Raw genomic sequence first — 20044 nt, 5'->3', positions numbered from 1 at the left:
GTCCCCTTTGAACACCGAGGACCTGATCCAAGTTATGCGTGAGCCAAGGCACATCCAACGTGGGAGGGCATTTCCTAACACTTCCTTAGGTTTCACCGGGGGAAGGGGTAACCTCCAAAGCGGGCAGGTTGCAGGTGCCCGCTCAACGAACAAGGGAACAGGACATGGAGTTGCTCATCGTCGAGGACGACGACGCCATGGCGTCCGCCCTCACCGCAGCCGTTGCGACGGCGGGGCACCACCCCACCCGCGTTGCCCGCGGAGCCGACGCCCTGCTGGTCCACCGGAAGTTCGAAGTGATCCTGCTGGACCTGGGCCTTCCCGATATGGATGGCTTGGAAGTGCTGCGGAAGCTGCGCCAGGTCACGCCGGTGCCGATCCTGATTCTCACCGCTCGCGACGACGAACGCAGCGTGGTGCTCGGCCTGCGGTCCGGAGCAGACGACTACCTCGTCAAGCCTGTGAAGCTTGTGGAACTTCTAGCGCGCATCGAGGCCGTCACCCGGCGTGCCGGCCGCCATGGGGCCTCGCGGCCGCAGAGCGTGGTGCTGGGTGATCTTGAGATCGACCTCGAGCGGCGCGTGGCTGCCCTCCGTTCCGAGGTCCTCCCGTTGACCGCCACCGAGTTCGACCTGCTGGCGCTGTTGGCCAGCCACGCCGGCTCGGTGGTCACCCGAGAACAGATCCTGGATGCGCTGTGGGGCGACGCGTTCGTAGCCTCCTCCCGGTCCCTTGACGTGCACTTGACGGGTCTGCGGGCGAAGCTTCAGCTGCCGGGGTTCATCATCAACGTCCGCGGCGTTGGTTACCGGGTCGAGGCGGACCCGGCGTGAAACTGCGTGTCCTGGGCATCCTGAGTGTTCTGGCGGTACTTATCGTCATCATCGCCTCCAACGCCATCCTGACCTCGGCCGGCCGCGAACTGACCCAGGAACTCCAGATCAACCGTGCCGCGTCGCTCAACCGCCTCGCACAAGTGGCATTCGACGCAGCGTCCGCCGGCGAAACCGCACAATTGCAGGCGGAGATGGACAGATATTCCGAACTCTACGGTGAGGGAGTCCTGATCCGCCTCCAGCAGGGCACCCTGCGCTCCGGCGGCCTGAGCGAATACCGGCCGGACGTCCGGGACGCGGTGGCCAGGGCCAACCTGAACCTCAACGACACCACGCTCACCCCGCTGCAGCCGTTCGGGCCGTCCTCCGAGGTGATCTCCCGCTCCTTTGGCAGCGCGAGCCAGGTCCTGGGCGAAGCCGTTCTCGAGGTCAACCTGGACGGGGCCCGGCAGAAACTGCGGGAACGCTGGCTCATCGTGGCATTTGCGGCGGCAGCCCTGGCCGCGGCGCTCCTCCTGGGCGCTGCCAGCGTAACCCGGTGGGTGCTGCGCCCGGTAAACCGGCTGAACGCGGCTGTCACCGAACTTGAGGCGACAGGACGGACCGGCGGGCTCCCCGAGGACGGGCCGCCGGAGCTACGGGAACTGAGCCGTTCATTCACCACCATGGCGCAGACCGTCAGCCACAGCCTCGACTCCCAACGGCAACTGATAGCGGACACGTCGCACGAACTGCGAAACCCGGTCGGTGCCCTGCGGCTCAGGATCGATCTGCTGCAACTGGAACTTAAGACCGCCCGCGAACACGACGCCGCCGCAGGGGTGCTGGCCGAACTCGAACGCGTGGAGGAGATCCTGGACGGGGTACTGAAGCTGGCGGCCGCCGAGCACAGGGCCTCTGAAGACTCCGCCAGGGGCCCGCTGGGAACCACGTCCCGCGCGGCGCAGGCGCCCCTCGATCCTTATCCGGTTCTGCAGGAAGAAGCCGAACGGGCCGGCCCTGCCGCCCAGCGCAGCGGGGCATCGATCCTGCTCCAATATCCGCCTGCCCCCGCCGTGCACATCGCCTGCAATTCGGCAGAACTGGCCCAGATGGTCGGCGAACTTCTGAACAATGCCATCAAGTATGCTCCCGGCGCCCACATCTCGGTCGCTGCCCGCGCCCGCCAAGGCATGGTGTCCATCGAAGTGTCCGACGACGGCCCCGGGCTTTCGTCCGACGAACGGACAGCGGCCACGAGCCGCTTCTGGCGGTCCCCGGTGCACCGGACCACTCGCGGCACCGGGCTGGGCATGACTATCGTGGACAAGCTGGCAGCAGCCAACGGCGGCCGGCTGGTGCTTGCCGAGGCAACGCCGCACGGCCTGATTGCGCGCCTCGAGTTTCCGCGTGCAGGGGACGTGCCGGGACCTTTGCCGGGACCCTTTGCCGGACCGGAGCAGGTGGCGCCGCGTGCCTGACCTGACCGGAGCGCTGGACCTGCCCACCCTTCCCCGACTTCCCCCGCGGCGGACCGTCCTCAAGGCCGGCCTCGCTGCCGGTTTGTCCGGGCTGCTCCTGCCAACCCTGGGTGCGTGCACGCCCACGGGCCGCCCGGGCACCGTCACCGTGGCTGGCGGCGAGCCTGGCGGCTTCTATCTGGAGTTCGCCGAGCTGCTGGCGGCGTCCCTCCAGCGTCACGGGGTGGCCGGCCAGGCGTCGGCACTGACTACCGGTGGCAGCCTGGACAACCTCGAGTATCTGCTGACCGGCAAAGCCACGTTCGCCGTCGCCCTTGCGGACTCGGCGGCCCAGCGCACCCCCGCGGGTGAGACGCCCGCCGTCGGACTTTCCGCCGTTGGGAAGGTGTACGAGAACTACGTCCACTGCGTCATCCGGCGGAACAGCGGGATCCGGGACATCGGCGGGCTTGCCGGCCGGACTGTGGCTGTCGGTGAGCCCGGCTCGGGGACGTCGCTGACCACCCCGCGGCTGATCGAGGCTGCCAGGCTCAGCTCCACGGCCGGGACGGCGGGCGGCGTCACCGTGCTGAGCCTCGGCCTCAACGGGGGCCTTGCGGCCCTGCGGGACGGAACAGTGGACGCGTTGTTCTGGTCAGGGGGAGTGCCCACCGCGGCCATTGCTGCCGCGAACGACGACGTCGGGCTGGGTTTCCTCGATCTGTCCCCGCTGCTGCCGGCGCTGCGGGCCAAATACGGCGTTTTCTACGACCGGGTGCTGATCCCGGCGGGCGCCTACGCCGGCGTTCCGGCCGTGTGGACCGTTGGCGTCGCGAACCTGCTGCTGTGCCGGAGCGATCTTGACGACCAAACCGTCAAGCGGACCGTCGAACTGCTGGTGGGCCACGCCGAGGAACTCATCCCGCGCTCCAGCCTGGGCGTTCAGTTCCTCAGCCCGGAATCCCTGATCAACACCGCCGGTTTACCCCTTCACCCCGGCGCCGCTGCCGCGTACCGGGAGCTCCACGGGTAAAAAAACGCTCTATCACTTGCTGCAGCAAATTCCCCGACCCTCTCTCATTCTCCCCAAGAAAGTCAGAGAGGGTCCTGGGAAAGACTGCAGGGGCTGATAGAGGGTTGGCTCAGTTCCCCGAGTGCGCCTGCAGGAAGCTGTACACCTCGGTCTCGTCCACGCCGGGGAACGCTCCGGGCGGCATGGCGGCCAGCAGGTGTGTGTTCGCCCGGGCCGCCGGCCATGCGTTTCCGGCCCATTCGGACGCCAAGGCTGCCGGGGGCCGCTTGCAGCAGTTCGGGTCCGGGCACGTGGACTTTTCGCGGGCCGTGGTTTCCCGGCCGCGGAACCACTTCACATGCTGGTACGGCACCCCGATCGACAGCGAAAACTCGCCGTTGGCCGAGCGCTCGGTCCGGGCCGTGCACCAGTACGTGCCGGACGGAGTGTCGGTGTACTGGCTGTACGCACTGAACTTGTCCGGCACATCGAACACCGCCCGCGAGGTCCAGGCCTTGCACGACGGCTGGCCCTCGATGGCGCCGGTGTGGTCCATCGGGAAGGTCACGCCGTCGTTCTCATAGGCCTTGTAGATGATGCCGCTCTTGTGGGTCTTCTGGAAGTGGGTGGTGATGCCCAGGTGCTTCGTGGCCAGGTTGGTGAAGCGGTGCGCGGCGGTCTCGTAGGACACGGCAAAGGCATCCCGGATGTCCTCCACGGCGATTTCCTTGGCAGCCTTGGCCTTCTGCAGAAAGTCCACGGTGGCCTGCTCCGGCAGCAGGAGCGCGGCCGCGAAGTAGTTGGTGGCCACCCGCTGGGCGAGGAAGTCGCCGTAGTTTTTCGGCGTCTCGTGCCCCAGGACATAGTGCCCCAACGCCTGCAGCAGCACGGAGCGGGGGTCGTGGTCCTGCCGCTGGCTCTGCGTCAGGTAAATTCTGTGGTTCTTCAAATCCGTCACGGAACGGGTGGAATGCGGCAGGTCGCTCACGTGATGGAGGGTGAATCCGAGCTTCTCGGCGATGTCGGCGATGACGTGCTGGCTCAGCGGCCCGGCCGTGTAACCCACCAGCCCGAGCACCTTTTGCGCCTCGGCCTCATACTCCGGGAAATAGTTGCCGCGCTCGCGCATCATGGCACGCAGCTCACCATTCGCGCGTCGGGCTTCCTCCGGCGTCGCCACCTGCTCGTTGAGCTTGCGTTCGAGCTCGTGCAGCAGCCCCACCTGCGCCTCCAGCACATCGACCGGGAGCCGTGAGCTGATGCGGATTTTGGGCAGGTTGAGGGACTCGTACAGGGGCCCGCGCTGGTAGCGTTCCAGCTCAATTTCCAGGGCCGCGCGGCGGCTTGGCGGTTCGGCGCCAAGTAGCTGGTCGATGCTCACGCCGAGCGCCGCGGCCAGTCCCTGCAGCAGGGAAAGCTTGGGCTCCCGCTTGCCGTTTTCGATCAGGCTCAACTGGCTGGGGGCGGTCCCGACGGCGGCGCCCAGGTCATCGAGCGTGTACCCGGCTTGCTTGCGCAGATGCCGCACGCGGCGGCCCAGGCTGATGACGTCCAGTTCCGGGGAGGCGGCGGACGACGGCGGTAGGGCGACTTCGCGGTTCCAGCTTCCAGGCGTCATTTCTTGAGGATACGCGAAGAAGTGCATTTCTTTCCAGTGTTTTCCCCTAGAGAAGTGTTGTGAAGTGCTGAAAAGTAGTAATCACGGAAAGAAACACCGCACCGGGGTAGCCGGCCGGAACTGCAACGAAGCAGCTCCGGCCGGCGGATTACCACCCGGAGCTCAATCAAGGAGACAACGATGACTGCAGCATTTGAGCCCACCCAGCAGACGCCCGAAGAGCAGGCCGCCGCCCTGGAGCTCGAGTGGGCCGCCAACCCCCGCTGGGAAGGTGTGACCCGTGACTACAAGGCAACGGACGTCGTCAAGCTCCGCGGCCGGGTCTCCGAAGAGCACACGCTGGCCCGCCGTGGTTCCGAGAAGCTCTGGAAGCAGCTCACCGAAGAGCACAAGACCGGCGGGTACACCAACGCTTTGGGCGCCCTGACCGGCAACCAGGCCGTGCAGCAGGTCAAGGCCGGCCTGCGCGCCATCTACCTCTCCGGCTGGCAGGTCGCCGCGGACGCCAACAACTCCGGCCACACCTACCCGGACCAGTCCCTCTACCCGGCCAACTCGGTTCCGACCGTGGTGCGCCGCATCAACAACGCCCTCCTCCGGGCCGACCAGATCGAATTCTCCGAAGGCATCCAGACCGTTGAGGACTGGATGGTGCCGATCGTCGCCGACGCCGAGGCCGGCTTCGGTGGCCCGCTGAACGCCTACGAGCTCATGAAATCCATGATCCAGGCCGGCGCGTCCGGTGTGCACTGGGAAGACCAGCTCGCCTCGGAGAAGAAGTGCGGCCACCTCGGCGGCAAGGTGCTCATCCCCACCCAGCAGCACGTCCGCACCCTGAACGCCGCCCGCCTGGCCGCCGACGTCGCCGGCACCCCTTCGGTGGTCATCGCCCGCACCGACGCCGAGGCAGCCACCCTGATCACTTCCGACGTCGATCCCCGCGACAAGGAATTCGTCACCGGCGAACGCACCCCGGAGGGCTTCTACAAGGTCCGCAACGGCATCGAACCCTGCATCGCCCGCGCCAAGGCCTACGCCCCGTACTCCGACCTCATCTGGATGGAGACGGGCACCCCGGACCTGGAGCTTGCCCGCAAGTTCGCCGAGGCCGTCAAGGCTGACTTCCCGGACCAGATGCTCTCCTACAACTGTTCGCCGTCGTTCAACTGGCGCAAGCACCTGGACGACGCCACCATCGCCAAGTTCCAGCGCGAACTCGGCGCCATGGGCTTCACGTTCCAGTTCATCACCCTGGCCGGCTTCCACGCCCTGAACTACTCGATGTTCGATCTCGCCCACGGTTATGCCCGTGAAGGCATGAGCGCCTACGTCGAGCTGCAGGAGAAGGAATTCGCCTCCGAGTCCCGCGGCTACACCGCGACAAAGCACCAGCGCGAAGTCGGCACCGGCTACTTCGACGACATTGCAACTGCGCTCAACCCGAACGCTTCAACCCTGGCACTGGTGGGATCCACCGAAGAAGGCCAGTTCCACTAACTTCCCGCCTTCCCACCCATTGCTCTATCACTTTTGGTTCTCATCCGACCGTTTTGGCGACCAAAAGTGATAGAGCAACGGGGTATTCAAGGAGACTGACATGAACAGCTTCACTGACAGCTTCACCATCAACGGGATCACTTTGACCGCGCAGCCCATTTGCCGGCAGGACGAGGTTCTCACTCCGGATGCACTGGAGTTTGTCGCCAAGCTGCACCGCGCCACGGCCGCGCGCCGGCAGGAACTGCTGCAGGCACGCCGGACCCGCCGGGCCGAGATCGCCGCCGGCCAGGACCCCAGGTTCCTCCGCGAAACCGAGGACATCCGAAACGACCCGTCGTGGCGCGTCGCTCCCCCGGCCCCTGGCCTGGAGGACCGCCGGGTGGAGATCACCGGGCCGGTGGACAAGAAAATGACCATCAACGCGCTGAACTCCGGCGCAAAGGTGTGGCTCGCTGACATGGAGGACTCCTCCACCCCCACGTGGCGGAACGTCATCAAGGGCCAGCTTAACCTCACCGACGCGCTGCAACGCCGGATCGACTTCACGAGTCCTGAGGGCAAGGAATACAACCTCCGCCCGGCCGGCGAGCTGCCCACCATGGTGGTGCGCCCCCGCGGCTGGCACCTGCCCGAGAAGCACATGATCATCGACGGCGCTCCCGTGGCCGGCGGCATCGTGGACTTCGGCCTGTTCTTCTTCCACAACGCCCGCCGCCTCCTGGCCCAGGGAAAGGGCCCGTACTTCTACTTGCCCAAGATCGAGAACCACCTCGAGGCACGGCTGTGGAATGACATCTTTATCCTCGCCCAGGACCTGTTGGGCATCCCGCAGGGCACCATCCGAGCCACCGTGCTGATCGAGACCATCACCGCGGCGTTCGAAATGGAGGAGATCCTCTACGAACTGCGTGATCACGCCTCGGGCCTGAACGCCGGACGGTGGGACTACATCTTCTCCCTGATCAAGAATTTCCGTACCCGCGGACCCCGGTTCGTCCTGCCGGACCGCGCCCAGGTGACCATGACGCAGCCGTTTATGCGCGCCTATACCGAACAGCTGGTCCGTGCCTGCCACAAGCGCGGCGCCATGGCCATCGGCGGCATGGCCGCAGCCGTCCCCAACCGCAAGGACGAGGCCGCCAACACCAACGCGTTCGAGAAGGTCCGCGCCGACAAGACCCGCGAGGCCAACGACGGCTTCGACGGCTCCTGGGTGGCCCACCCGGACCTCGTGCCGGTCTGCCGCGAAGTGTTCGACGCCACCCTCGGCGAACGTCCCAACCAGCTGTACCGCACCCGTGAGGACGTCATCCCCGACGACCGCGCCCTCATCAACGTGGCCGCTACCGAGGGTACTATCACCGAGCAGGGCATCCGGAACAACATCGAGGTAGGCATTCGCTACGTCGAGTCCTGGCTCCGCGGGAACGGCGCCGTCGCCATCCACAACCTCATGGAAGACGCCGCCACCGCGGAAATCTCCCGTTCCCAGATCTGGCAGTGGATGTTCGCGTCCGCCATCACAGACCGCGGCGAAATCATCACCCACCAGTGGATCGAGGAACTGCTCGACGAAGAATTCGCCCGCCTGGAACGCTTCGATGGCGACCGCTTCGAAGACTCCCGTGACATCTTCGAGGAAGTCACCCTCGGCCAGGACTTCCCGTCCTTCCTGACCCTCCCCGCCTACGCCCGCTACCTCACCGAGGCCCGCGAAAAGGCAACCAAAGAGGAGCTCTCCGCGGCCTAGGCTGCGGCAGGCTACTGAATAGATTTCCGTCTGCCGGGCAGGCACGCCCTTCGCAACAGGCATCCCCGAGATCCGGGGCGCCGGCCCGGCGACGGAACACCCCGTGTGAACCGGCCGACGCTCTCTCGCTATCCTCAAGATGGTGAGAGAGCGTCGGCCGTTAAGCTGCGTTAAGTGAGAGAGCGTTGGTAAATCAGCAGGGGGACGTACGACGGCGGGACGCGTCAGCGTCCTTTCGGCACCTGCCGCACGGCCAGGGTTGTGCAGACTAAGAACATCAGCACCGACCCCAGGATCACCTGCAGCGCCGGGGTCCACGAGCCGGAGGTGTCGTGCACAAACCCCACCAGCGGTGGGGCTACCGCACCGAAGCAGTAACCGAGCCCCTGGACCGTGGCGGACATCCGGCCCGCGGACAGCTGGTCCCGGGCCAGCTTGATGATGGCGATGAAAATCAGCGTGATCCCGCCGCCCTGCGCGATGCCGCCGAAGGTGGACCACAGCCACCACAGCTCAGGCGCCAGCAGCAGCCCGGCCGGCACGGCCGTCCACAACAACCCCACGGTGACTGCCGTCGTCGTCGTACTGAAATACTTGGCCGCGAACGGCACTCCCAGGCCGCCAACAATGGCGAAGATCTGGAACAACGATGACCCTGCCCCGGCCGCCGAGGCGGACATGCCGAGCTCGTCGTTGAGGTAGCTCGGCAGCCACGCCGTCACTGCGTAGTAGGAAAACGCCTGCCCGGCGAAGCCTGCGGTGAGCCCGGCGGTAATCCAGCCGGACCCCTTGACGGCCGGGTGCTCCTGCCCGCCGGCCACCACGGTGCGGGAGGGCACAAACGCGGTGCGGGCGCCCACGGCGAGGGTCCAGAAGACGATGGCAATCACGGCCAGGATGCCCACGGCGGCCAGGGCCACCCGCCAACCGGCCAGCTCAGCCAGGGGCGCCGTGACCATCGATGTCAGGAATGACCCGATATTCAACGCCGCGGTGTACACACCCATGGCGGTCCCTTGGTGCAACGGGGAGAAGTCGCGGCGGATAATCAACGGCACCGCGATGTTGCCCACCGTGATGGCCAGGCCGATCATCACCGTGCCCACCACCACCGGTCCCGGGCCGCCCGCCGAGCGCACAATCACGCCTGCCAGGACGCCAAGGATGGTGAGGGAGACGGCGAACTCCGCGCCGAGTTTCCGTGTGGTCAGTGACGCCAGCGATGCTGCGAGCGCGAAGCACAGCACCGGGATGCTGGTCAGCAGGCCCAGCATCACGGGGGTAAATCCGAGGTCGGCCTGCATCAGGTCAACCACCGGGGCAACGGCGACGAAGGGCCCGCGCAGGTTCAGCGCCAGCAGTCCGAGGCAGGCGAGCAGGATCCAGCCCTTGGGAACTTTGGCCAGGAACTGTCCGCTCATGAGGATTCAGCGGTGGCTAAATAGGATTTCATCACTTCCATTGCTACCACGCCGTGCTGTGCCGGAAGCCGCAGGCCGCGTCATGGCGCTCTGGCATACGATGAAGCTCACACCGGCCGGCCCCAACGTGCGGGATATTGAGCCACACCGTCGGGCTGCCGCACCCGTCGGACGAAGGAACTTCACATGCAGCAACGGCTTGCCATCCTCGACGACTACCAGGACGTTGCGCATGCCTTTGCCGACTGGGCCTCTCTGGAAGGGTCCGGTGTGGCAACGTCCGTCTTCCGCGAGCCCTTCCAGTCCGAACACGCCCTGGCAGCCGCGCTGGCCGACTATCAGATCGTCATTGCGATGCGTGAGCGGACCCCGTTCCCCCGCACCGTGCTGGAACGGCTCCCGGGGCTGAAGCTGCTGGTCACCACCGGCATGGCCAATGCCGGCCGAGGAGAACTCACTACGCGCCGGCACGTGGCAGACGTCCGTGGGCATGGAGCTGTCCGGCAAGACCCTGGGCATCGTGGGCCTGGGTAAGATCGGGCGACGGATCGCGGCGTGCGGGCAGGCGTTCGACATGGACGTACTCGCCTGGAGCCAGAATCTCACCGACGAGGCCGCTACCGAGGCCGGGGTCCGGAAGGCATCCTGGTGAACACCTCGCGGGGTCCGCTGGTGAATCAGGATTCCCTGGTGCGGGCTCTGAACGAGGGCTGGATCCGGGGCGCGGCCCTCGACGTTTTTGACCAGGAACCGCTTCCTGCGGGCCACCCGCTGCTCAGCGCCCCCAACACTGTCCTGTCCCCGCACCTCGGCTACGTGACAGCGGAGAGCTACCGGCAGTTCTACGGTGGCGCGTTCGAGGACGTTATGGCCTGGCTGGAGGGAACACCGGTCCGCCTGGTTACCACCTAAAGGCGGTTAGCCGGCCGCCTGTAGCGTCGCCTCAATGACTGCAGGGGACAACACGTATTGCGTGACCATCTGGCTCGCACCAAGAATCGCCGCCTGGTCCCCGGCAACAGAAAGAGCGATCCGCAGGTGGCTGGTTGCCAGCGGCAGCGAGCGCCGGTAAACCACTTCGCGGACGCCGGCCATCAGGTGTTCCCCGGCCTGGCCAAGGCTGCCGCCGATGACAATGACGGACGGGTTGAGCAGGTTAACTACTGTGGCCAGCACGTCGCCCACATCCCGGCCCGCCTGGCGCAGCGCCTGGATAGCCTGCAAGTTGCCTTCGCCCACCAGCCGCAGCACGTCGCTGCCGTTGCTCGCCGGCACACCCTGCCGCTCCAGTTCAGCGGCCAGGGCCGGTCCTGACGCGAGCGCCTCCAGGCAGCCATGGTTTCCGCACCGGCACAGCACCTCATCGCCGCGTGGCACGCGTACGTGGCCCAGATCGCCGGCCGTTCCGTTGGCGCCGCGCTGCAGTTCACCGTTGCTGATGATCCCGGATCCGATGCCGGTGGCAACCTTGATGAACAGGAAATTCCCGTGGTCCGGCCAGTGCGCCGACCGCTCCCCCAGCGCCATGATGTTCACGTCATTGTCCACCAGCACCGGAACTGCCAGCGAACGCTGGACATAAGGGACGACGTCGAACCCGTCCCACCCCGGCATGATGGGCGGCTTGACGGGCTTTCCGGTGGCGTGCTCCACGGGCCCCGGCAGGCCGATCCCGACGCCGGCGAGGTCACGGGGTTCCCGCCCGGCCTGCTCAAGCAACGCCCGTCCCTCCTTAATCACCCGGCCGAGCACCGCCTCGGGGCCGGCAGCCACATCCTGTGCCAGCTGCCGCTCCGCCAGGACCCGGCCGCTGAGATCGGTGACGGCAACAATCACGTGGGTGGCGCCGACGTCGACGGCCAGGACGGCGCGTGCCGCCGGGTTGAAGGCAAAGCGCGACGGCGGCCTGCCGCCGCTGGAGTTCGCCTCACCCGCCGCGCCCACCAGGCCGGAGGCGATCAGGGCGTCGATGCGCGCGGCCACTGTGGAACGTGCCAATCCGGTGGTCAGGGCCAGCTCTGCCCGCGTCCGGGCCTTGCCGTCCCGCAGGAGCTGAAAGAGGTCGCCGGCGCGCGCCAGGCTGCCGCCGTGGTCTGGGGCGGCGTGCTCGGTTTCGGGGCTGAGGCTCATGGATCATGAATAACACATGAAACTTCTGCGTGTCACGCGAAATAAAGAATATCGACATCCGAGCAACTTTTGCTTGACCATCGGCAAAAGTCATTCTAGCTTTAGTGGAAGTGGCATCGCCTCAGTACGGCAGCACCCAGTCAACGTGGATTCGTCTGCAATCAGGAGAACCAATGAAGTACTCGATCCAGCTCTACACGCTCCGGGACCAGATCCAGGCGGACCTTTCCGGCACTATCCGCAAAGTCGCGGAGATCGGCTTCACCCAGGTTGAGCCCTACAACTTCGTGGCGACGGCCAAGGAACTCGGCGCCGCCCTGAAGGAAAACGGCCTCACCGCCCCATCCGGACACGCTCCGCTCCTCAGCCAGGACCAGGACGAAATCTTCGCGGCAGCGAAAGAGCTGGGCATCACCACCGTCATCGACCCCTTTATCCCGGCCGAACGCTGGCAGTCCGCCGAAGACATCCAGGCCACCGCCACCGGCCTCAATGCCGCAGCCAGGAAGGGCGTCGGATACGGCATCCGCGTGGGTTATCACAACCACCAGTGGGAACTTGAATCAACCATCGAGGGCCGTACTGCGTTGGAGTACTTCGCGGACCTCCTGGACCCAGAACTGGTCCTCGAAGTGGACACCTACTGGGTTGCCGTGGGTGGCCAAGACCCGGTGGCGGTGCTGGAGCGCCTGGGCGACCGGGTGAAATTCATCCACATCAAGGATGGACCACTCAACACCGACACTAAGGCGCAGCAGCCGGCGGGTCAGGGCAAGGTCGCCGTGCTGGCCGTCATCGCCGCCGCAAAATCCCTGGAAGTGGGCGTGGTGGAGTTCGACGACTATGCAGGCGACATCTTCGAAGGCATCGCCGAGAGCCTCGCCTACCTCAATGCCGCTCAGGCAGCCGGCCCGGCTGGAGCACGCGCATGAGCCACGCAGCATCGACCCGCCGCGGCCCGGTGGGCGTCGCCGTCATCGGCGCAGGCAACATCTCCAAGGCATACCTGGACAACCTCACCGTCTTCCCCGACCTCAAAGTCCACGTGATCGCAGACCTCTTTGAGGAAGCCGCCGAAGCCCGTGCCAAGGAATACGGCATCGCGGAGTGGGGCGGCGTGGACGCGGCACTGAACCATCCCGACGTCGAAATCATCGTGAACCTGACCATCCCGGCCGCGCATGTGGAAGTGGCCACGGCCGCCGTCAATGCCGGCAAGCATGTCTGGACCGAGAAGCCTTTCTCCCTGGATCGCCCGTCCGGGCTCGGCCTGCTCAAAACTGCCGATGCCGCCGAAATCCGCCTCGGCTGCGCCCCGGACACCTTCCTCGGCGCCGGCCTCCAGACCGCCCGCCGGCTGATCGAGCGCGGCGACATCGGCACCCCGCTGACGGCCATGACCACATTCCAGACCCCCGGTCCGGAATCCTGGCACCCAAACCCGGCCTTCCTGTTCCAGACCGGAGCCGGGCCGCTCTTCGACATGGGCCCGTACTACCTCACCACGCTGGTCCAGACGTTCGGCTCCGTCCGCAAGGTGGCCGCCGTCGGATCCAAGTCCAGGAAGGTCCGCGTCATCGGCTCCGGGCCCAAGGCCGGCGAGGAATTCACCGTCGATGTGCCCACCCATGTGTCCGCCATGGCGCAGTTCGAAAGCGGCGCATCATCCCATAGCGTCTTCTCCTTCGAGTCCCCCCGCGTGCGGATGGGCTTCGTGGAGATCACCGGCACCGAGGCCACCCTGTCGCTGCCGGACCCCAACAATTTCGACGGCGACATCCGGCTCTGGCGCGCAGGGGACGAGGACTGGACTACCGTCCCGGCGACTGGACCCGCCAACGGCCGTGGCATGGGCGTCCTGGACATGGCACGCTCCATCCGCGCCGGGGTGCCGCACCGCGCCACCGGCGAGCTGGCCTACCACGTCCTGGATTCCATGGTCTCAATCACCGAGTCCATGGAATCCGGAACTTTCGTGGATGTCGAAAGCTCTGCTCCGGCATCCCCAGCCCTCCCTGAGGACTGGGCGCCGGAAGTCGCTACCCTCTAGGAACCCCACCATGACCTCACACGAATCAGCGATAAATCCGCGCCCGGAACTCAAAAAACTGGGTGTGGCGATGATCGGTTATGCGTTCATGGGTAAAGCCCACTCGAACGCGTGGCGGAACGTCGCCAGCTACTTCGATGTCCCGGCGTTTGAGCAGAAGGTCCTGGTGGGCCGGGATGCCGCCGAAGTTGCCGCGGCCGCCGGGAAGTACGGCTGGACTGAAACGTCCACAGACTGGCGGACGGTCATCGAACGCGATGACATCGACATCGTTGACATTTGCGCCCCGGGCTGGCTGCACGCCGAAATCGCGATCGCCGCGCTTGAGGCCGGCAAGCATGTTCTGGTGGAGAAGCCGCTCGCCAACACCCTTGCCGAGGCTGAGTCCATGGCGGCGGCCGCCGAGGCAGCCCGGGCCCAGGGTGTGCAGTCGATGATCGGCTTCAATTACCGGCGGGTGCCCGCGTTGGCCCTGGCGAAGGAATTCATCGCAGAAGGCCGGATAGGTACCGTCCGGCACGTCCGTGCCGCGTATCTGCAGGACTGGCTCTCTGACGCCGAAGCACCCATGACGTGGCGGCTCAAAAGGGAGACCGCGGGCTCGGGGGCGCTCGGGGACATCGCCTCCCACGCGATCGACCAGGTGCTGTTCCTGCTCGGGGACCACGTCACCGAAGTGTCTGGCCGGACGCACACGTTCACTACGCAGCGTCCCGGAGCTGCCGGACTGGAGGAAGTAACGGTCGATGACGCCGCTTGGGCAACGCTGTCCCTCTCCTCCGGAGCAATCGCCTCCGTGGAGGTCTCCCGGGTGGCCACCGGCCAGAAGAACTCCCTCAAGCTGGAAATCTACGGCGACGAAGGCGCCATCCTTTTCGATCTGGAGAACCTCAACGAACTGGGATTCCTGGACGCCACCGTGCCTGCCCGCGAGCAGGGCTTCCGCCGGATCCTGGTCAGCGAGCCCGAGCACCCGTACCTTGAAGCGTGGTGGCCGCAGGGCCACATCATCGGCTGGGAGCACACGTTCACCCACGAAATCCGCGACTTCCTGACCGCCATCAGCACCGGAACCCCGCCCTCGCCGTCGTTCGAGGACGGCCTCACCGTCCAGCGGATCCTGAACGCCATTGAAGAGTCCGCCGCCGCAATAAGTTCCATCATCCAACTGGCCGGCGCCCCGGCCGGCACGCCGACAGCCCTGACCGCTGCTTCTGAAGGAGCCTGACATGCCCCGCCCGTACACCCTGTTCACCGGTCAGTGGGCCGACCTGCCCTTCGAGGAAGTCGCGCACCTCGCCTCCGGCTGGGGCTACGACGGCCTGGAAATCGCCGTTGCCGGCGACCACCTGGACGCCTGGCGCTGGGACGAACCAGGGTATGTCCAGTCCAAGCTCGCCGTCCTGGCCAAGTACAACCTCAAGGTCTGGGCCATCTCCAACCACCTCAAGGGCCAGGCCGTGTGCGATGACCCCATCGACTTCCGCCACGAAGCGATCGTGGGCGCGAAGGTCTGGGGCGACGGCGATCCCGAGGGCGTCCGCCAACGCGCCGCAGAGGAAATGAAGCACACGGCCCGGCTCGCCAAGGCACTCGGCGTGGACACCGTCGTCGGCTTCACCGGCTCCTCCATCTGGCAGTACGTCGCCATGTTCCCGCCGGTCCCCGCCGCCGTGATCCAGGCCGGCTACCAGGACTTCGCGGACCGTTGGAACCCCATTCTGGACGTTTTCGACGAATGCGGGGTCCGCTTCGCCCACGAAGTCCACCCGTCCGAAATCGCCTACGACTACTGGACCACCGTCCGCACCCTCGAGGCGATCGGCCACCGCGAAGCGTTCGGCCTGAACTGGGACCCGTCACACTTCATGTGGCAGGGCATCGACCCCGTCTCGTTCATCTGGGACTTCAAGGACCGGATCTACCACGTCGACTGCAAGGACACCAAGCTCCGCCCCACCGGCCGGAACACCGTGATGGGTTCGCACCTGCCGTGGGGCGATCCCCGCCGCGGCTGGGACTTCGTCTCCGCCGGCCGCGGCGACGTCCCGTGGGAATCGTCCTTCCGTGCCCTGGCCGCGATCGGCTATGACGGCCCCATCTCGGTCGAATGGGAAGACGCCGGCATGGACCGCCTCCACGGCGCCCCCGAAGCCCTCGCAGCGCTGAAGAAGTATGACTTCCCGCCGTCGAACACCTCCTTCGACGCCGCGTTCAAGCAGTAAGGTCAGGAGTTTTTGTCCAGATAACAAGAGCAAAAGTGCCTTTTGAGGACGTTATCTGGACAAAAACCCGTAGGAAGCGCACGTAGAATCCCTGCATGACCCACACAATCCGAAAGGCCATACCGGACGACGCCGGCCCGCTCGCCGCACTGGCGGCAGTCACCTTCCCGCTGGCCTGCCCGCCGTCGTCGTCAGCGGAGGACATTGCCGCTCACGTGGCCAACACGCTCAGCGAACGGCACTTCCGGGAGTACATGGCGGATTCTGATGTCACAATCCTGGTCATCGACGCCGACGGCGCGCTCCGCGGCTACAGCCTGCTCGTCAACCGGCCGGCGGAGGACGCGGATGTGGCATTTTCGTTGAAAGTCCTGCCCTCCATGGAGCTCAGCAAATGCTACGTCCATCCGGACCACCATGGGCTCGGCGCCGCGGCCGAGCTGATGCACGCCAGCCTGCAGGCAGCCACGGCTGCCGGCACGGCCGGAATCTGGCTGGGCGTAAACAGTCAGAATGCCAGGGCCATCCGTTTCTACGAGAAGTCCGGCTTCCGCAAGGTGGGGAGCAAATCCTTCAGGCTGGGCACAACCGTGGAACACGACTTCGTGATGGAACGCGCCGTGCCCTAGTTCCCTGCATGTCCACCCAGGTTTTCGTCCAAGGGAGGGCGCGGCTCCTTCAGCAGCTTCAGGCCCGGCGGAAGGCCTTCGATGCTCCCTTCGGTTCCCCGCGCGATGATCGAGATTCTGGAGTGGCCCAGCCGTACGTTATCGGCCCTGAAGTCGCCCTTGTCCTCGGCAAGGAACGGGGCCAGATGGACCGCACCCCGGGTGAAGTCCGGATCAAAGCGCAGCAGGATACGGGCAAGCTGGATGGGCGCCGCAGCGGCCCAAGCCTGTGGGGAACACGCCGTCGGGTACGGCACTGGTCCGTGATATTCACTGCGGTCGAAGCCGCAGAACAGCTCCGGCAACTGTCCGTCGAAATGTGCAGCTGCGTCGAAGATCCCCCGGGCCAGCTGTTTGGCCTCAGCCACATAGCCGTAGCGCATGAGGCCGGTTGCCACGATGGCTGAGTCATGCGGCCACACTGATCCGTTGTGGTAGCTCACTGGGTTGTAAGCCCCCATGTCCGAGGCCAGCGTCCGGATCCCCCAGCCGGTGAACATTTTCGGCGACATCAGCCGCCCCACCACCGACGGCGCTTTTTCCTCGTCGACGATCCCCACCCAGAGGCAGTGGCCCATGTTGGACGTGCACGCGTCAACAGGAGTTTTGTCCTTGTCCAGGGCGATGGCGAAGTAGCCCTTGTCCGGCAGCCAGAACTTCTCGTTGAAGGCTTCTTTCAGGGAGGCGGCGCGGCCAGCCCAATGCTGCTCCATTTCGGCGTCCCCAGCCGAACGTGCCAGCAGTGAGCGGGCCACATAGGCGGCGTAAACGTAACCCTGGACTTCGCAAAGGGCGATGGGAGGCTGAGCTATCCGCCCGTCCGCGAAGTTGATCCCGTCCCAGGAATCCTTCCAACCCTGGTTCACCAGCCCATGCGTGTTCGGACGAAGGTACTCCACAAAACCGTCACCGTCACGGTCCCCGTACTTTTCAATCCACTCCAGGGCCCGGTCTGCGTGCGGCAGAAGAGAATCGATAACTTCGTCCGACAGTCCCCACCGGCTGAGCTCGCCGAGGACACTGACAAACAGGGGTGTGGCATCTGCGGTGCCGTAATATGCGGTCCCGCCCAAAGACAGGCCGGCCGTCACGCCCAGCCGCACCTCGTGCGGGATACGGCCCGGCTGTTCCTCGGAATCGTTATCGACTTTCGTGCCTTGGAGGGCCGCCAGGGTCTGCAGGGTCCCCACCGCCAGCGTCGAGTCCACCAGCAGTGACATATAGGAGGACAGGAGCGAATCGCGGCCAAACAGCGCCATAAACCAAGGCGCACCGGCCGCCACGGCAGCGCGGTCAGGATGCTCGGCATCGAAAATCCGCAGGGACCCCAGATCGGACTGGCTGCGCTGCAGGGTTTCCTCAATATTGCGGTCCCCGACAGAGATGCGCGGGACGTTTTCCTCCCACGCCAGGTGCCGCTGCACGCCCGTCCGGTGACGGGGCAGGCCCCCTTCGGTGAAGGGTTCATCCGGGGCCGCACCGCCAATCAGGGGCACCACAATGACGCTGGTGGACCACTTGCCTCTTGCCGGGATATGCGCGTGGAACCTCAGCGCGTCAACGCTGACTTCGGCGCCTGCGGCCCTGATCGCCGAGCCGCGGCGCTGCCCGTTCCGGACGGTCTCGACCAGGAGTTCTGCGCCTTTGATGGTCCGGGTCAGGCTGTCCTCATTGATCGGACGGCCGCCTTTGACATCGAAAAGGTCGGCCTGGTCTGCATCCACCTGTAGTTCGATCTCGCAGTCGACGGCCTCCGCAGAATAGTTTTGCAAAGTGATGTCGTCCTGCAGACCCGGTCCGATGTGGCGTTGCTGACGGACTACGAGCGGGCTGTCGAACCGGCCGTCCGGCCACTTAGCGCGGCCCACGAAGGCGGCCTCGAACGCGTCCGGCCGCTGTGCCACCAGTGGCTCGCGGAGAGCGCCGTTGATGCGCAGGACCCACCGGGACACAATCCGGGTATCGCGATAGAACGCGCCGTTGGTTCCGCCCTCGGGGCTTATGTCTCCGCTGTGGGAGCTGATGCAGAAGGAAGACCCCTCCACCAGGGTCACAGCGCCGGCGCCGCCGACATCGGCTTCCGTGTCGGCATTCCAAGCAGTCATGGATGCGCTCCTTCCTCAGGGCCGCCGGATAGAAATGGGGTCCGGGCCCGGCGCCCGGATAACTGCTCCGCGTAGTTGATTCTGATCCACGCGGGGATCATCCGGAACCCCTGCCGCCTGGCTCTTTTCCACGAGCTTTGCGTAGAGGTCCAAATGGTTGCCAACCATCCTCTCCGTGCTGAACAGCTTGGCTGCCCGGTCCCTGCAGTGCGATCTGTCCAGCGCTGCGGCGAGGGGAAGGAGGGTGTGCAGCTGATCCGTCGGCGCCAGGTATCCGGTCTTCCCGTGGTCCACAATCTCAGGGGCGGATCCGATTGGAGTTCCCACTACCGGGGTGCCCGTTGAGAGGGCTTCGATCATGACCAGTCCAAACGGTTCGGACCATTGGATGGGATTCAGGAACGCCATCGCTTCGCCCATGAGCCGGTACTTGTCAGTGTCCCCGAGCTCGCCGAGGAAAACCTCGTTGGAGCCCAGGAGCGGTTCAATGACGGAGTGGAAGTACTCCAGCTCTTGCGGTTCACGCATCTTCGCGGCAAGGCGCAGCGGGATTCCTGCCTGGCGCGCGATGCGGATGGCTTCAAGCACGCCCTTGTCCGGGCACATCCTGCCGACAAAGCAGACGTAGCCGCCTGTGCCGGAGCCGACCGGGACGGCAAGGACGTCCATTCCATGATGGATCACGCGGGTGATGGGGACATCCGGCACACGGGAAGCCTGGTCACGTGAGATTCCAATGATGGCTGTGTCGGCAGCAATCGCGCGGTACAAATCGGCCGACGCCGGGATGAGGGGACCGTGAATGGTGGTCACCACGGGTGCGGGCGACCTCCTCCGGGCCACCAGCGGCCCGGCCAGGGTGTGGTCATGGATGATGTCCACGTCCCCCAGCCCTTCATAAGCCCTGATGACATGGCTGAGCTCTGACAGCGAAAAACCCATTTCAGCTGGTTCGGATGGTCTCATCCCCGGCACCAGGGGCGCCGGGCAGGTACTGTCCGACGCTGCGGCCAGCAACACTTCATGCCCTGCCGCGAGGAATCCTCGGGCCAGGGAGTCAACAACCCTCTCGATGCCTCCGTATCCGGCCGGGGGAATCGGAATCCATGGTGCCGCAACAAGTCCTATCCGCATGCTCGCCTCCGGGAGAATTACATGCCACGCCCTCAGACCTGGCGATGAAGTTTATTCAGTGCGGCTTCTGCTTAACCCGCTGCTCCGACTATCGCCCCGCGCGAGGGTCCATTTCAAGCCCCTGTGTGACAAATCCGACATCCCCGTAAGGAATGG

General features: G+C 65.7%; 15 protein-coding genes and 1 pseudogene. 11 read left to right on the top strand and 5 right to left on the bottom strand.

Going from position 1 to position 20044, the window contains the following annotated elements; genetic code table 11:
* Positions 1-164: 164 nt before the first annotated feature.
* The 3 genes from ACQCS0_RS03715 to ACQCS0_RS03705 are packed head-to-tail and all read left to right on the top strand — an operon-like array spanning position 165 to position 3308.
* Positions 165-833 carry a response regulator transcription factor gene (locus ACQCS0_RS03715; protein ID WP_354154726.1) on the top strand — a complete coding sequence of 223 codons (669 nt, stop codon included), beginning with the start codon at positions 165-167 and terminating at the stop codon, positions 831-833.
* The gene (locus ACQCS0_RS03710; protein WP_426939175.1) at positions 830-2296 is read left to right on the top strand and encodes a sensor histidine kinase; all 1467 of its coding nucleotides are present in this window, start codon (positions 830-832) and stop codon (positions 2294-2296) included. Before ACQCS0_RS03715 ends, ACQCS0_RS03710 begins: the two co-directional genes overlap by 4 nt.
* A 1-nt stretch (position 2297) precedes the next feature.
* Positions 2298-3308: a TAXI family TRAP transporter solute-binding subunit gene (locus ACQCS0_RS03705; protein WP_426939520.1), complete on the top strand. Its 1011-nt coding sequence runs from the start codon at positions 2298-2300 to the stop codon at positions 3306-3308.
* Positions 3309-3417: 109 nt separating this feature from the next.
* Here the strand turns inward: ACQCS0_RS03705 and ACQCS0_RS03700 are convergent, their stop codons facing one another.
* Positions 3418-4932 (bottom strand): helix-turn-helix domain-containing protein, encoded by a 1515-nt coding sequence (locus ACQCS0_RS03700; protein WP_354154729.1) that lies wholly within the window; start codon positions 4930-4932, stop codon positions 3418-3420.
* Between the two features lie 153 nt (positions 4933-5085).
* Between ACQCS0_RS03700 and aceA the strand changes: the two genes are divergently transcribed.
* Both aceA and aceB read left to right on the top strand, forming a co-directional pair.
* Positions 5086-6402 (top strand): isocitrate lyase, encoded by a 1317-nt coding sequence (aceA, locus tag ACQCS0_RS03695; RefSeq protein ID WP_185262477.1) that lies wholly within the window; start codon positions 5086-5088, stop codon positions 6400-6402.
* Positions 6403-6502: 100 nt separating this feature from the next.
* Complete coding sequence (gene aceB / locus ACQCS0_RS03690; protein ID WP_354154730.1) at positions 6503-8155, top strand: malate synthase A; 1653 nt, start codon at positions 6503-6505, stop codon at positions 8153-8155.
* A 224-nt stretch (positions 8156-8379) separates the two neighbouring features.
* On the opposite strand, the gene ACQCS0_RS03685 is transcribed toward aceB, so the two are convergent.
* Positions 8380-9576 (bottom strand): MFS transporter, encoded by a 1197-nt coding sequence (locus ACQCS0_RS03685; protein WP_354154731.1) that lies wholly within the window; start codon positions 9574-9576, stop codon positions 8380-8382.
* A gap of 186 nt (positions 9577-9762) precedes the next feature.
* On the opposite strand from ACQCS0_RS03685, the pseudogene ACQCS0_RS03680 reads away from it, so the two are divergent.
* A pseudogene (locus ACQCS0_RS03680) lies at positions 9763-10488 on the top strand (NAD(P)-dependent oxidoreductase).
* Between the two features lie 6 nt (positions 10489-10494).
* Here the strand turns inward: ACQCS0_RS03680 and ACQCS0_RS03675 are convergent.
* On the bottom strand, positions 10495-11706 hold the full coding sequence (locus ACQCS0_RS03675) for an ROK family transcriptional regulator (RefSeq protein ID WP_354154732.1): 1212 nt from the start codon (positions 11704-11706) through the stop codon (positions 10495-10497).
* A gap of 173 nt (positions 11707-11879) precedes the next feature.
* Between ACQCS0_RS03675 and ACQCS0_RS03670 the strand changes: the two genes are divergently transcribed.
* From ACQCS0_RS03670 to ACQCS0_RS03650, 5 genes are all read left to right on the top strand, one after another.
* Positions 11880-12638, top strand: coding sequence for a sugar phosphate isomerase/epimerase (locus ACQCS0_RS03670; protein ID WP_354154733.1), 759 nt, complete (start codon positions 11880-11882; stop codon positions 12636-12638).
* Positions 12635-13756 carry a Gfo/Idh/MocA family oxidoreductase gene (locus tag ACQCS0_RS03665; protein WP_354154734.1) on the top strand — a complete coding sequence of 374 codons (1122 nt, stop codon included), beginning with the start codon at positions 12635-12637 and terminating at the stop codon, positions 13754-13756. The genes ACQCS0_RS03670 and ACQCS0_RS03665 overlap by 4 nt, the downstream gene beginning before the upstream one ends.
* Positions 13757-13766: 10 nt before the next feature.
* Positions 13767-14984 carry a Gfo/Idh/MocA family oxidoreductase gene (locus ACQCS0_RS03660; protein ID WP_354154735.1) on the top strand — a complete coding sequence of 406 codons (1218 nt, stop codon included), beginning with the start codon at positions 13767-13769 and terminating at the stop codon, positions 14982-14984.
* Position 14985: 1 nt separating this feature from the next.
* Positions 14986-15981 (top strand): sugar phosphate isomerase/epimerase family protein, encoded by a 996-nt coding sequence (locus tag ACQCS0_RS03655; protein ID WP_354154736.1) that lies wholly within the window; start codon positions 14986-14988, stop codon positions 15979-15981.
* 95 nt (positions 15982-16076) lie between these two features.
* Positions 16077-16610 (top strand): GNAT family N-acetyltransferase, encoded by a 534-nt coding sequence (locus ACQCS0_RS03650; protein WP_354154737.1) that lies wholly within the window; start codon positions 16077-16079, stop codon positions 16608-16610.
* Here the strand turns inward: ACQCS0_RS03650 and ACQCS0_RS03645 are convergent.
* On the bottom strand, positions 16607-18754 hold the full coding sequence (locus tag ACQCS0_RS03645) for a glycogen debranching N-terminal domain-containing protein (protein WP_354154738.1): 2148 nt from the start codon (positions 18752-18754) through the stop codon (positions 16607-16609). The genes ACQCS0_RS03650 and ACQCS0_RS03645 overlap by 4 nt on opposite strands.
* A gap of 15 nt (positions 18755-18769) precedes the next feature.
* Entirely contained in the window at positions 18770-19888 is a 1119-nt protein-coding gene (locus ACQCS0_RS03640; protein WP_354154740.1) for a glycosyltransferase family 4 protein, read from the bottom strand.
* Between the last annotated feature and the right edge of the window lie 156 nt (positions 19889-20044).

It is taken from the genome of Pseudarthrobacter sp. S6, assembly GCF_050156575.1.
Lineage (GTDB): Bacteria > Actinomycetota > Actinomycetes > Actinomycetales > Micrococcaceae > Arthrobacter.
Note: the sequence above shows the minus strand (reverse complement) of the source record. Positions and strands in the feature narration are given on the sequence as shown.